This is a genomic window from Lederbergia wuyishanensis (genome assembly GCF_022900255.1).
In the GTDB taxonomy this organism is placed as follows: domain Bacteria; phylum Bacillota; class Bacilli; order Bacillales; family Bacillaceae_C; genus Lederbergia; species Lederbergia wuyishanensis.
This window is the reverse complement of record NZ_JALIRM010000003.1, coordinates 17,501-30,476: the sequence shown is the minus strand read 5'-3', so window position 1 is coordinate 30,476 and position 12,976 is coordinate 17,501. Positions and strand designations below refer to the sequence as shown.

Below are 12,976 nucleotides of genomic sequence, written 5' to 3'. Positions count from 1 at the left end.
AGATTAGTACAATACTAAGAAGCTTTATGGCAATGGATTTTTAGATGATTTACATAGACAAAGAAGGAGAAGAAAATGTTTTTGTTTTTAAGTTTTTTAAGAAGAAAAAGGAAGAGCTTAATCTAAAGCAGGTTAATTCTAAATCCAAACAAGACAACACTAAATCTAATGAACGGATTGCTAAAAGAAAAGGAGAAATAGGAGAATACAAAATTGATATTCAACTCGAACAATTCCCCAAGGATTGTCGCTTTTTAAGCGATTTGCTTGTTGTAAATCCGAAAGCAACATCAGGGTATTCACAAATTGATCATGTTGTTCTAACTCCTTATGGAATTTTTGTCATTGAAACGAAAAACTATCAGGGTACCATTTACGGAGGAAAAGATCGAAAAACTTGGCTAGTCAATGGCAAATTCAAAATGATGAATCCTTTTGTACAAAATTATGGACATATCAAAGCGTTAAAAGCATTGATTGATGAAAAATACCGTGATCTATTTATTTCAATGGTTTCATTTACAAAACGTTGCACATTTAAAGTGGAGCTAGACTATCGCAAAATTCAGTCCAACGAATTGATTGTATACGACATTGAATTATCAGAGTTTATCCTTCGCAAGCTTTCTATATTAAAAATACAACACAAAGAACCTCTACTAAATGAGCAAGACATTTTAGCAATATATAATAGTTTTTATAGAGCAAACATTGTTGATCCAAAGATTAGAGAGGAACATACCCACGGATTAAAAGCTCAATTAGAAAAAACAAACGTTCCATCTACTTGCACTGTCTGCAATCAACCTGTTACTGATAAAGTTAAGTCTTACTGCTTAAGTAATAAAAAATTCAACGGTAAAATCTACTGTTTCGAACATCAAAAGACAGTACATTAAAATAAGGGAACATAAAATATCCTCATTCCACGGATATTTTATGTTCCCCCTCTAATTGCCTTTGCTTCATACCTAAGTATTTTTTTCGTAAAATGAATATAGTCCGTAAAATACCCATCTACATTTAAAGCTTTCACACGTTTTTGCTCTTCTTTTTGCGTATCCGGATTTGTGAAATATACATGTACTTCTTTACTGTTTCGATGTAAGGCATCGACCATTTCCCTCGTTACATTGGACGCTTCCACACCTATCATTGGGTAAGAAACGGATAAAGCTTTTCGTAAATCAAACTTACCTTTACCAAATAGAAGGGTTAACGGAATTTCAGGGGCTAATTCATTCACTTTTTTCAAACTAGCTTCTGAAAAAGATTGAATCATAACTAAATCTTTATTGATCAAATCATATTTTTCCAATAACTGTATTAAAGGTACTTCCATCTTCAATTTACCATCCACAAGACGGGTTTCAATATAATACATTTCAGAACCTCTAAAAGTCTGGATGACTTCCTCTAATGTAGGAATAGTTTCCATTGTCGTTTGTTGATTGAATACAGCAACCGTGCTAAATGATTTCAGTTCCTCTAAAGTAAAATGGGAAACGTCACCTGCTCCATTAGTCGTTCGATCAATTGTTTCATCGTGCATCACAACTAAACTACCATCTTTCGTCATTCGCAAATCCATTTCTAGTGCATCAACACCGTCATTGGCTGCTAGCTTATAGGCTGTTATCGTACTTTCATTGAAACGATCATTTGCACCACGATGAGCAAAGATTTTAGGCGAACCCATTTTAGCATGCTTCAAATTGTGATCCGAAGTATGAAATAGTATATGGAATGTAATGGCCATCATTATGACCAAAAGGCCAATATGTATGTTTTTAAGTATATAATTTTCGTGCATTTCTGATGCGTAATGCTTTTTCTGGATAGTCTGAAATAATGGCGTCCACACCTAAATCAAGAAGGTGCATAATTTCATACTCATCGTTTACGGTCCAAACCCGAATATTTCCATTCAAATTTTTCAAATAATGATTCCCCATTAAGACAATGCGTTTTGATATGTGCAGTCCTTCCATATCAAACGTTTGAATATAATCATTTGGATGGGGAAGCTGATGCTCATATAATAAGGCAATCTTTGATGAAGGATCCAATTTTTTCATACGAACCAAAGTTGGTAAATGAAAAGAAGAATAGATAACGTTACGATTATTTCCATATTGTTTAACGACTTTTAATACTTTTTCTTCAATGCCCTCATAATCTACTAGATACGTCTTTAATTCAATGTTCAGTTCGATATCATAAGGTGCAAGAAATTCTAGTAATTCCTGTAGCGTCGGTACACGCTCTAATTCCCAGGACTGGTCATAGTGTGGAAAATGGGGAAACTTTGCCCCTGCACTATACTCCTTTATCTCCGCTAAGCTTAAGTTTTTAATATATCCCATGCCGTCTGTCGTTCTATCTAATTTCTCATCATGAATCACAACGATTTCCCCATCGCTTGTCATATGTACATCTATTTCTAGGCCATCTACACCTTGCTCGATTGCTTTCTTAAAACTAATCATTGTGTTTTCAGGATAGATTCCCATGCATCCGCGATGACCATAGATTTTAGTTTCCATTATTTTAACACGTCCTTTATTTTATATAGTTAAAAGAAAATCATTTACTCTATTATATTAGAAATAATCCATTCAACGGACAGAAAAGGCAAGAGCCTAAAGTACGGGGGGAGAGTCTTTAGGTGATCTTGCCTACTACGATGATTAGTATCACTTGACTAGCAATAAAAATATTTTACTCACAAAATATTATTTACCTCTAGCTGCATTTGCTTGTTCTATTGCACTATTGAGTTGGTTCACTGCCGTTTTATACGCTTCATCTACATCTCCACCGTTATAAACTGTTTCAAGTGCTGTTTCAATAATTTTTCTTTCTTCAGGAATCATATCCATAACAGCACCTTGTGTGGCAAAAGATGATTTCGTATCTTGAAGCTGATTAATCGTTATTTTTAATTGCGGCATTTTGTCATGAGCGTCTTTAACGATTGGTTCGTCATAGGCAGCAGGGTTGATTGCAAAATAACCAGTGCCTACATGCCACTGAGCTTGTATTTCAGGAGATTGTACATACTTCATGAAATCCCATGCTGCTTTTTGTTCTTCATCCGATTTGCCGTCCACCATCCATAGACTAGCACCACCAATGACAACACCTTGGCGTTCTACACTTCCTGGATGAGGCAAGTAAGCTATTCCCACTTCAAATGGAGCATTATCAATAACATCTCTTGAACTTGCAGATGATTGTATGAACATCGATACGTCTCCAGCTAAAAAACCGGCAACCATGTTATCTTCATTTGTACCATAATTTGCAAATGTTCCATCATCAACCATACGTTTCACCCAATTAAAGATTGATTTACCTTGTTCATCAGTGAACCCGATTTCTGTAGGCGAATCAGTACGACCATTATCATTGTTCATTAATAAAGCGCCTTGGTTTGCTAATAATTGTTCGAATAACCATCCATAAGCTTGTAAGGCAAAACCTTTCATTTTCTGGTCGGATTTTAGGATAACTTTACTGGCTTCCTCTACTTCTTCAAATGTTTGTGGTGGGGATTCAGGATCCAAACCAGCAGCTTTAAATGCATCTTTATTATAATACATGACAGGTGTAGATGAGTTAAATGGCATTGAATAAAACTGATCATCAATTTTATAGTAGTTTACAATATTTTCTTCTAAGTGATCCATGTCATATCCTTCTGCATCAATAAATTCTTGGATTGGTTTAATAAAACCACTGTTAATCATCGACATCGTTCCAATTTCAAATACCTGAATCATCGTTGGCGCATTATCAGTACCAGCAACACTATGAAACTTCGCTAATGATTCATCATATTTTCCTTGATACTCAGCATTTACTTGTACGGAATCTTGAGAATTATTATAGCTTTCTACTACAGCATTCAGTGCTTCCTGTCCTTTTCCACTCATCGAATGCCAAAATGTTACAATTTGCTTTTTTGGGCTTTCGTCTTTTTTCTTTAGATCATCATTTGATGAAGTTTTTTGACCCGTTGCAGCTTGAGGAGAAGCTTCTCCCGAACTGCATGCCGCCATAAAAAATACTACCATTAGCATTAATAACGGTAAGCCCAATATCTTTTTCATGTCCACATACTCTCCTTTTATATGAAAAATGATTTCCGCATATTGCGGATAGAAAACCAATAGTCTTGAAGACTGCTCTAAATTATTTCAATGCACTTTCAGCTAAGCCTCTTTGTAATTTGTTTTGTCCAAAAAACAATATAATTAACGTTGGGATTACGACGATAATAGCACCAGCCATGATGACACCCCAGTCGTTTAATTGCTCTTGTGTCTGTAATTGTTTTAAACCAATTTGTACAGTACGTACTTTATCGTTTGTCGTTGAAAGCAGCGGCCATAAATACATATTCCAGGATGTTAAAAATCCATATACTCCTAAGGTAACTAAACTCGTCTTCGCTACTGGCAATACAATTGTAAAATAGAACTTAAAATCGCCAATTCCTGCGACTTCGCTTGCTTCCTTCAATTCTTTTGGTATTTGCTTAAAGGTCTGCCTTAATAAAAATGTTCCAAATGCTATCGCAAAGAAAGGCACAGATAAGCCTTGGTATGTATCAATCCATCCTAGGTCACGAATAGTATGAAAGTTTGGAATCACTGATGCTTCAAAAGGAACCATCATGGTAGCGATAAAAATGTAAAATAGAAAATCTCTACCCTTAAACTCTAAAAACACAAAAGCATAAGCAGCTAAACTAGAAAGTAATAATTGACCTAGCATGATGACAATGGCAACTACAAAACTATTAAATAAATATTTAAATAAAGGGAATTGGTTAAAGGCTTTTATATAATTATCAAATGACAATTCCTTTGGTAAACTCCCTGTCATAATATCTTGATTCGTCATAAAGCTCATAATAAACGCCATAATCGTTGGTGCAAAGACGATGATACTTGTCAGTATAAGCAAGGTATATAAAGTGATTATTTTACTGATAGGCACAGTCATTGGTAATGAACCTTCCTTTCACCTAGCTTAAATTGCAAGATTGTCATCAATAGAATGATGATAAATAACACAATGGCTTGGGCACTTGCTGAACCAAATTTATAATTAGTAAAAGCTTCCCGATAAATCGAATAAACGATTAAATTGGTAGTATTTTGTGGCCCGCCTTGCGTTAAAATATCAATTTGCCCAAACGTTTGGAAGGCGTTAATGATCGTGACGGTTATTACAAAAAATAAAGTTGGTGACAACATGGGAATCGTGATGCGTCTTAGTTTATAAAAATAACCAACTCCATCAATATCTGCACTCTCATAAAGATAAGCATCAATCGATTGTAATCCACCTAATAAGATCAAAAATGTAAACCCGAGATTCATCCAGATTGTTGTAACAGCTATAGCAAATAATGCCCAGTGAGGATCCGTTAACCAACCGATATTTTCTAAGCCAAACGCATTTCGAATTTGATTTAGTAACCCAATGGTTGGATGAAATAAATATAACCAGAATACAGATGCAGCTGCGACAGATATCCCCATAGTTGAAGCGTATATGGTGCGAAAAAAACCGACACCCTTTACCTTTTCATTTGCAATAATGGCTAAAAATAGACTAATAATAATCGTGATTGGAACGGTATAAAGGACAAATAAAAAAGTTGATTTAATACTTTGCAAAAATATTGGTGACGTAAATATATTGACGTAATTATCCAATCCAACAAACACAGTAGTTTCCCCATTTGCTTTCGTTAAGAAAAAGCTTAAATAAATAGTTCGGATCATTGGATAGAATAAAAAAACACTAAATAAAACAATAGAAGGCAGTAGAAATAACATTCCTTTAATAAAACTTTTAAGCCTTTGGTACTTTCTCACTTGATGAAAATCAATCGAACTAAAATCACTTGTTTGAACAGCTACTTGATCCATGCTCATATTGCTACTACCTCTTGTTGATTAGCTATTGAGGCTGCTTTCATTAATAAACCTGATTCTGAATCAAAGAAATTAAAATAATCAACAGATATTTGGACAGGAACCCGATCTCCAACATTAACCATCCATTGACCAAGCCATTTAGCTGACCAAAGTTCTTTGCCAACTTCAAATGTGACTAATGTTTCATTGCCCAGCTGCTCCACATTTATGACCTCTACCTCATGTGTTTTGTTATCACTAGTACCAAAAGGAATATGCTCCGCTCTTATTCCTACGGTAAAATGTCTGCCATTCGGTATCTGCAGTACAATAGAAGAATCTAAAGGGATATGGAGAGTATTTTCAATGACAATTTTCTGATTCGTGATGACTGCTCTACCCTTATTCATTTTTGGCGATCCAATAAAAGACGCAACAAAGAGATTGGCAGGTTCATTGTACAAAGTGATGGGTGGACCAACTTGCTGGATTACTCCGTCATTCAATACCATAATTCGATCTCCCATCGTCATAGCTTCAACTTGATCATGTGTTACATACACCATAGTTAGCCCTAGTCTTTTTTGCAAACGTCGAATTTCAATTCTCATATTTGCACGAAGTTTTGCATCTAGATTAGAAAGTGGTTCATCCATCAGACAAAGAGGAGCTTGACTTACGACTGCTCTTGCCAATGCTACTCGCTGCCTTTGACCTCCAGAAAGTTCTTTCGGTTTGCGCTTTAATAATTCACTTAAGCCCATCATATCTGCTGCCTCAATCAAGCGTTTTTTCTGTTCCTTTTTATCAACTTTCTTTGCACTCAAACCGAATAATATATTTTGTTCCACAGTTAAATGCGGATATAATGCATAGTTTTGGAATACCATCGATAAATTCCGATCTTTCGGTGGAAGGTGATTTACGGCTCGATTATTGATTTTTAATGTTCCACCATTAATTTCCTCGAGACCTGCAATCATTCTTAGCAATGTACTCTTACCTGAACCAGAAGGACCAACTAGTACGAAAAATTCCCCTTGTTCAATTGATAGATTAATTCCATTTAATACGTGTCTTTGCTTATCGTATGTTTTTGAAATATTAACCAACTCAATTTGCCCCATGCTTAGCCTCCTTTTGATGTGCTAACCATATTGAACCACATTTTTTCACAACGAAATTGTAATTAACTGAATTTTTACACTCTATTAAATGCAAATTAACAACTTTTACTATTCATTAACCGATTGTCAATAAATGGCGAGGAAACACATTAACTTCCATTAAACATTTGCCTACAATCTCATCCGATTCACTTTTATTGCCTTAGCAAAAACTTCATTGGAATAAATGTAAAAAAATAAAGTGCAGAGTTATGAACTATTAATGTTCATTAACTCTGCACTTTAGCGTTTGGATTAAATTATATAAAATCTATTGTTTTGATCATCAAAATAGAAATGGAATCACACAGTGATTCCATTGACCCTTACTTCATCACGAATTTTTACGATTACGAATAAATCCAAATTTTGCACAGTTTCGTCATGTAGGAGTGAATAGATAAATCAAACCAATCTTCACTCTCAAAAAACTATCTCTTCTTATTTCGCATAATAAATGCCACAACCATCCCAACTGCCAATCCAATCCCTAATGATGTAAATATAATATAACGCTGATTTACGTTGTCTTGTTTATCGGGATTAACCTGGTTTCCCAGTTTTTCAACGGTCTCCGATTTTTTTACTTCTTTCCCATCTGGAGATGATTCTTTTGCAGGCTTTTCTCCTTCTCCCAATTCTTTTAAATCTTCGGTAGCTGCAGCCAATTCAGCTGTTCTTGAGCAAAGATTCACTCTTAACTGTCCATCCACTTCATTCGCATACACAATATACTCTTCATTTAAGGAAAAATTAAAGCCACAACTAGCTGAATCTCTTTCCGTGTACACAATCAATTCTGACTGATTACTTCCTTTCCAAGATTGATCGACTGCAATTTTTACCTCAACTAAATCTGCGGAAGACTGGATTTTTTTATTTTGATTTGGATCTACTATTTCAACCACTTTACCTGAAAAAACAGCACTACTACCCTCTACCCCCTCCTGAACAGTGCCCAATGGGACACACGAACAAGCAAAACCTTTAGTTGGTGAAAAGGCAAAAAATATAAAAGTGATTGTCACTATGCTTATTAACCAATGAAGAACTTTCATCCTGATCACTCTCCTTTTTCTTTTTAGACGTTTAAGAAACAAGTTAGTTACAAAGAACCGTAAAGATAAACGAATGTTTTTCACTTGCCAATAGATACCACACCAACCACAATAAGACATCTCATCATGTTCGTCCACCTTTTAGTAGATGTCTTGATTTTTTTTGCGCATTATTATATACTACTTTTCGTAATAAACGAACAATAATCTTGTTTGATATTATAATGTTCGTTTTTTAAACTACTAGGAGGATTGGACAACTATGGAAATAAAAGGAATAATAAGAATTTTTATTGTAGTTATGATTGCTGCCATCGCTTTAGTCGGATGTTCAACACCACTGTCAAAACCAAAAGAAAAAGCAGCCAAGTCCGAACAATCAGAAGCGAGGACTTTTGGTATTATAGGAGCAATGAAAGAAGAAGTAGAAATTTTACATGGCAAAATGAACATTGAAAAAACTGAAACTGTAGCAGGAATGGTTTTTTATAAAGGAACGCTAGATGGTGAAAAGATTGTGTTAGTTCAATCCGGTGTCGGAAAAGTCAATGCAGCAGTGTGTGCTGAAATATTAGTTGATCATTTCGGAGTCAACTATCTTATTAACTCAGGTGTTGCCGGTGGTCTTAATCCTGATGTAAAAATAGGAGATATCGTCATTTCCACAGATGCCGTTCAACACGATGTAGATATTACTGCATTAGGAGAAGAACCAGGCGTGATTTCTAGAATGGATACAAGTGTTTTTAAAGCAGATGACAAGTTAATTCAATTAGCACAGAAAGCAGCAGAACGATTATCAAAAGATATCCATGTTTTCCAAGGAAGAATTGCAAGTGGAGATCAATTCATTGCAAGTGATGAAAAGAAAGCAGAAATCAATAAAAACTTTTCACCATATGCTGTAGAAATGGAAGGGGCAGCTATTGCTCATGTAGCATCTTTGAATAAAACACCTTTTGTCGTTATTCGAGCTATCTCTGATGACGCAAGTGGTGAGGCGGATGTAAAGTATGAGGACTTTGTAAAATCGGCTGCCAAAAATGCAAGCGAGATGATCGAGCAAATGATAAAAAGTGCCAGCGAAAATCTCTAATCTAATCATGTTTCAATCATAAATAAGGACTCCAAAAAGTCGGATATCTAACTTTTCGGAGCCCTTTTTTTATTGATTCTTTTTTAACTTAGCAGTACTTCCTCTTTCAATGAGCTTTGTATTTATCGTTACAACTTTTGATATATCACGCTTTGTATTAATTCGTTCCATTAACACTTCGTAAGCAGCTTCACCCATTATTTCGGTGTAAAGTTTGATTGTTGTAAGCGGCGGAACCATAAATTGAGCGGAGGATATATCGTTAAAGCCAACGATACTTAGATCCTCTGGTATTTTAAGCCCGAACTCATACGCAGCCTTATAGCACCCAACCGCAATCGTATCATTTGCAACAAACAAAGCAGTTGGTTTATTTTCATTCTGCAAAAGTTCTTTTAATAAGCTATAACCGTCTTCAGGATGATAGCCTCCGATTTTGACAAACATCTCATTAAAAATACCACGTTCGATTAAGTATTTTTCAAATACATCTTGCCTTAAATCTTTGAAACGATTGCCATACATATCATTATCGCTTCCGCCAATAAAGGCAATTTTGCGATGACCTAAACCGTACAAATGATCAAGTGCTTTTTTGGTTGCCGAATTAAAATCGATGCCAACTGAATCAAAGTGCTCATCTGGATTGGAATCCACGATAACACAAGGCTTATCGACCTGTTTAAAAAATTCGATATCTGCACGATTAAACATTCCGAGACAGACCAGACCGTCCAACTTTTTGAGTTTTTCCTTTGAAGCTTCTTTATTAACTCTATAAAGCTCCAAACCTTCACTCTTGATCTTCTTTTCAATTGCTACCCGGATGGACAAATAATAAGTATCGGCAAGTTCTTCCTCTAAAGAATAGGATTGATAAAACCCGATCATTCGGCTGTTTTTCTTATTTTGTTTGGCAGGCATTTTATAATTTAATTCTTCCGCTGCCTCAAACACCTTTTTTCTAGTATCCGGTGTTACATTTAGGGTTTCATCATAATTGAGAACACGTGAAACCGTCGTAATGGAAACTTGTGCTCGTCTCGCAATATCTTTAATCGTCGCCATCAGCCATCCCCCAACTCAATAAAGTTAAATCATGAATTACTTAATGGAACTTTCAGCTTCGCCAAGCCTAACTTCGTTTCTGATAAAATAATGGCAAATAGAATAATGACGGCCCCAAGCACCATTTTCGTAGTGACGATTTCATTAAGGATAATCACTGAGAAAATCATCCCAAATAGTGATTCTGTCGAAAGAAAAATAGCTGCTTTTGTTTCCGAAATGTATTTCTGTGCAGAGGTTTGCAATATAAAAGCAATCGTCGTTGAGAAAATCCCAAGATATAAGACAGGTAAAAGAGCTTCCTTATCCATTGCCATTGTACCTTCACCTTTGAAAATAATCACAACAATGCCAATCACAGCTGCTGTTAATAATTGCACTAATGTAAGTAAAATAGGGTCCTCATTATTTACATATTTAGCAGTGTAAAAAATATGAAAAGCGAAAGCAACCGCACATAATAAGGATAATGAATCCCCTATATTAAGTTTAAAGGAATCCTGCAGTGACAGCAAACCTACACCTGTCATTGCTAAAAATGCTCCAACTAACTCAAAGCGATCTAATCGTTTTTTATATATCAAATAGCCGATAAAAGGAACGATAACAACATTCACCGCCGTTAAAAACGCATTTTTCGATGGTGTTGTAAATTGTAGTCCCACCGTTTGCAATGCAAAAGCGATATAAAGAATCGTTCCCAAGAAAATGCCTTTTAATAAAATAACACGATTCAACTGTTTCAGTTTCTTAAAAAAGAAAACCAATAATATTACACCGCCCACTAAAAAGCGAATGGCCATCATTTGATAGGGACTATAATGATCTAGCGCAACAGCACTTGCAACGAATCCACTTCCCCAAATAATCGCCGTAATTAATAGTGCGATCTCCCCAAGATATTTTTTCATTTAAGCCTCCGTTACTTTTTCATGTAAAAATAGTAAAAACACACTCGACGTCCATGCAAATGATGTATCAACTAAGCCTTTCCCAGTAATCGGATCGAAGTTTTCAGCCATTCCGCCTACTAATGTCACTTGCAAAAATTTATCTCGTAGACGTTTCGCCATTTCCTCAAATCCAAAGGACGCCAACGAATCGATAAATAAATACGTAACAGGTGCCCAAATCGGACCGAGCCAATAGCCATTTTCTTTATAGTACGGGCTATCAATCCGCTCCGTTGCTAGTCCAAAATTCGCTTCAAAATGTTCCGCTAATTCACGAACTAGCTGCTGCTTCACCTTTTCTTCTAAACGATAACCTATCATAATCGGCAATTTTAAAATCAAACTTGAACGTGCTTGAATCGGGTCGGCATTTTTTCCATAGCGCCCGAAAAAGCCGTTCTCATCATATAGCCGTTCCATTAATAATGAAAATAATTGATCAGCTTGCTGCTTAAATTGTACGGACTCTTCTTCCTCTCCAAGTATTATAGCAAAAGATGCTAAAATATCGCAGGAGCGGATAAGAAAAGCTGCAAGATCGGGAGCCTCAACGACCATACCTGCATGAAATAGAGACGAATTATCCCAACCCGAATCATTTCCGTGCTTATAATGAGGCAAACATCCAGTATTTGTACGGTATTCAGCAAAATAGCTCATCACTTTTTTGCTTGATTCATATATGGCTCGAAGACGTGTTTCTTCTTTAAAATAATCATTCATTGCCATTAGCTTTTCATACGTATATAGGAAAATTGGTGGTTTTATACAGTTATAGGAAGAAAACTTATCATTTACGAAGTCAGGGTAAGCACCTGATTCATCTTGATGCTCGATAAAAATATTGATTTGATCATAGGCAAGCTCTGGATATTTTTCCGCTAAAAGTAATGCTCCGAAACAATTATCCCACGACCAAATATTGTACATCCAAAGCTTTGACATGTACATAGCATACCCTGGAAGTACTCCCTCTGGCCGAACAAAATTTGCCCAAGTAATATATGACGCCCTTTCAAGTGAAGGCATAAATTCCGCATCATTATAGCCTTTACTCATATGGCTAAACCATTTTTCATACTGCACACTCAACTTTTCCTTGCCAGTTGCGAAATCGTCATATTGCTTTTCCTTATACACGGTACGATAATTGCGGAGAACAAAATGACCATCTTGTAAATGAATGCGAATAAAATGGTTGCCAATCGTGTTCCACGGTGCCTCGATATCCATTACACCTGCAAGCTTTACGAGCATTAGTTTTAGCTCTTTTGAGTATATATGATATTCGTACAGATTCTCAGATAGCTCCATGAATGAATCATATTTTCCGTTTTCCGGTTCAAGAGAAAGAGTGACACCTTGAACTTGAATATGAAGTTCATCCTCTTCTGGAATAATGATTTCTGCAAAGCGAGAAGAATCCCCCTTTACAGAAAGCTTCACTGCAATTTCAGATGCCTCAACCTCTGCGTCACAAGGCTGTCCATCTTTCAAAAGCCCAAGTTTAAACAAACGAGACGGAGCTTCATCTCCACCATGCACATCACGAATATATATATCTTGATTATCCTTTTCCTGCGATACACAAAAATAAGAACCAAATCGCGAAAACGGAATTTCTCTAATGTCTAATTTCAATCTTAATCCCTCACTTTTCTCCTAAAACTAATGTCCCTGTTTATAGCAAAATGAGGGT

General features: G+C 35.8%; 12 protein-coding genes. 2 read left to right on the top strand and 10 right to left on the bottom strand.

What is annotated here, in order from left to right:
- Positions 1-44 precede the first annotated feature (44 nt).
- Positions 45-899, top strand: coding sequence for a nuclease-related domain-containing protein (locus MT489_RS08135; protein WP_244681039.1), 855 nt, complete (start codon positions 45-47; stop codon positions 897-899).
- Between the two features lie 38 nt (positions 900-937).
- On the opposite strand, the gene MT489_RS08130 is transcribed toward MT489_RS08135, so the two are convergent.
- The 7 genes from MT489_RS08130 to MT489_RS08100 form a co-directional block, all read right to left on the bottom strand.
- Positions 938-1,699, bottom strand: a complete 762-nt coding sequence (locus MT489_RS08130) for a glycerophosphodiester phosphodiesterase (RefSeq protein WP_244681038.1) — start codon at positions 1,697-1,699, stop codon at positions 938-940.
- Between the two features lie 91 nt (positions 1,700-1,790).
- The gene (locus MT489_RS08125; RefSeq protein ID WP_244681037.1) at positions 1,791-2,546 is read right to left on the bottom strand and encodes a glycerophosphodiester phosphodiesterase; all 756 of its coding nucleotides are present in this window, start codon (positions 2,544-2,546) and stop codon (positions 1,791-1,793) included.
- 189 nt (positions 2,547-2,735) lie between these two features.
- Entirely contained in the window at positions 2,736-4,115 is a 1,380-nt protein-coding gene (locus tag MT489_RS08120) for an ABC transporter substrate-binding protein (RefSeq protein ID WP_244681036.1), read from the bottom strand.
- An 82-nt stretch (positions 4,116-4,197) separates the two neighbouring features.
- Positions 4,198-5,013 (bottom strand): carbohydrate ABC transporter permease, encoded by an 816-nt coding sequence (locus MT489_RS08115; RefSeq protein ID WP_244681035.1) that lies wholly within the window; start codon positions 5,011-5,013, stop codon positions 4,198-4,200.
- Complete coding sequence (locus MT489_RS08110; protein ID WP_244681126.1) at positions 5,010-5,948, bottom strand: carbohydrate ABC transporter permease; 939 nt, start codon at positions 5,946-5,948, stop codon at positions 5,010-5,012. The genes MT489_RS08115 and MT489_RS08110 overlap by 4 nt, the downstream gene beginning before the upstream one ends.
- A gap of 2 nt (positions 5,949-5,950) precedes the next feature.
- Positions 5,951-7,063: an ABC transporter ATP-binding protein gene (locus MT489_RS08105; RefSeq protein ID WP_244681034.1), complete on the bottom strand. Its 1,113-nt coding sequence runs from the start codon at positions 7,061-7,063 to the stop codon at positions 5,951-5,953.
- A gap of 470 nt (positions 7,064-7,533) precedes the next feature.
- A complete protein-coding gene (locus tag MT489_RS08100; RefSeq protein ID WP_244681033.1) occupies positions 7,534-8,160 on the bottom strand; it encodes a hypothetical protein in 627 nt (208 codons plus the stop codon).
- A gap of 262 nt (positions 8,161-8,422) precedes the next feature.
- Between MT489_RS08100 and MT489_RS08095 the strand changes: the two genes are divergently transcribed.
- Positions 8,423-9,256 carry a 5'-methylthioadenosine/adenosylhomocysteine nucleosidase gene (locus tag MT489_RS08095; RefSeq protein WP_244681032.1) on the top strand — a complete coding sequence of 278 codons (834 nt, stop codon included), beginning with the start codon at positions 8,423-8,425 and terminating at the stop codon, positions 9,254-9,256.
- 69 nt (positions 9,257-9,325) lie between these two features.
- Here MT489_RS08095 and MT489_RS08090 read toward each other — a convergent pair whose 3' ends face one another.
- The 3 genes from MT489_RS08090 to MT489_RS08080 are packed head-to-tail and all read right to left on the bottom strand — an operon-like array spanning position 9,326 to position 12,918.
- A complete protein-coding gene (locus MT489_RS08090; protein WP_244681031.1) occupies positions 9,326-10,324 on the bottom strand; it encodes a LacI family DNA-binding transcriptional regulator in 999 nt (332 codons plus the stop codon).
- Positions 10,325-10,353: 29 nt separating this feature from the next.
- Positions 10,354-11,235 carry a DMT family transporter gene (locus tag MT489_RS08085; protein WP_244681030.1) on the bottom strand — a complete coding sequence of 294 codons (882 nt, stop codon included), beginning with the start codon at positions 11,233-11,235 and terminating at the stop codon, positions 10,354-10,356.
- Positions 11,236-12,918, bottom strand: a complete 1,683-nt coding sequence (locus tag MT489_RS08080; RefSeq protein WP_244681029.1) for an amylo-alpha-1,6-glucosidase — start codon at positions 12,916-12,918, stop codon at positions 11,236-11,238.
- Between the last annotated feature and the right edge of the window lie 58 nt (positions 12,919-12,976).

Excerpts from the sequence above, each read along its gene's own strand:
- MT489_RS08135 (WP_244681039.1), top strand. The coding sequence starts at position 45 with ATGATTTACATAGACAAAGAAGGAGAAGAAAATGTTTTTGTTTTTAAG.
- MT489_RS08130 (WP_244681038.1), bottom strand. The coding sequence starts at position 1,699 with ATGGGTTCGCCTAAAATCTTTGCTCATCGTGGTGCAAATGATCGTTTC.
- MT489_RS08125 (WP_244681037.1), bottom strand. The coding sequence starts at position 2,546 with ATGGAAACTAAAATCTATGGTCATCGCGGATGCATGGGAATCTATCCT.
- MT489_RS08120 (WP_244681036.1), bottom strand. The coding sequence starts at position 4,115 with ATGAAAAAGATATTGGGCTTACCGTTATTAATGCTAATGGTAGTATTT.
- MT489_RS08115 (WP_244681035.1), bottom strand. The coding sequence starts at position 5,013 with ATGACTGTGCCTATCAGTAAAATAATCACTTTATATACCTTGCTTATA.
- MT489_RS08110 (WP_244681126.1), bottom strand. The coding sequence starts at position 5,948 with ATGGATCAAGTAGCTGTTCAAACAAGTGATTTTAGTTCGATTGATTTT.
- MT489_RS08105 (WP_244681034.1), bottom strand. The coding sequence starts at position 7,063 with ATGGGGCAAATTGAGTTGGTTAATATTTCAAAAACATACGATAAGCAA.
- MT489_RS08100 (WP_244681033.1), bottom strand. The coding sequence starts at position 8,160 with ATGAAAGTTCTTCATTGGTTAATAAGCATAGTGACAATCACTTTTATA.
- MT489_RS08095 (WP_244681032.1), top strand. The coding sequence starts at position 8,423 with ATGGAAATAAAAGGAATAATAAGAATTTTTATTGTAGTTATGATTGCT.
- MT489_RS08090 (WP_244681031.1), bottom strand. The coding sequence starts at position 10,324 with ATGGCGACGATTAAAGATATTGCGAGACGAGCACAAGTTTCCATTACG.
- MT489_RS08085 (WP_244681030.1), bottom strand. The coding sequence starts at position 11,235 with ATGAAAAAATATCTTGGGGAGATCGCACTATTAATTACGGCGATTATT.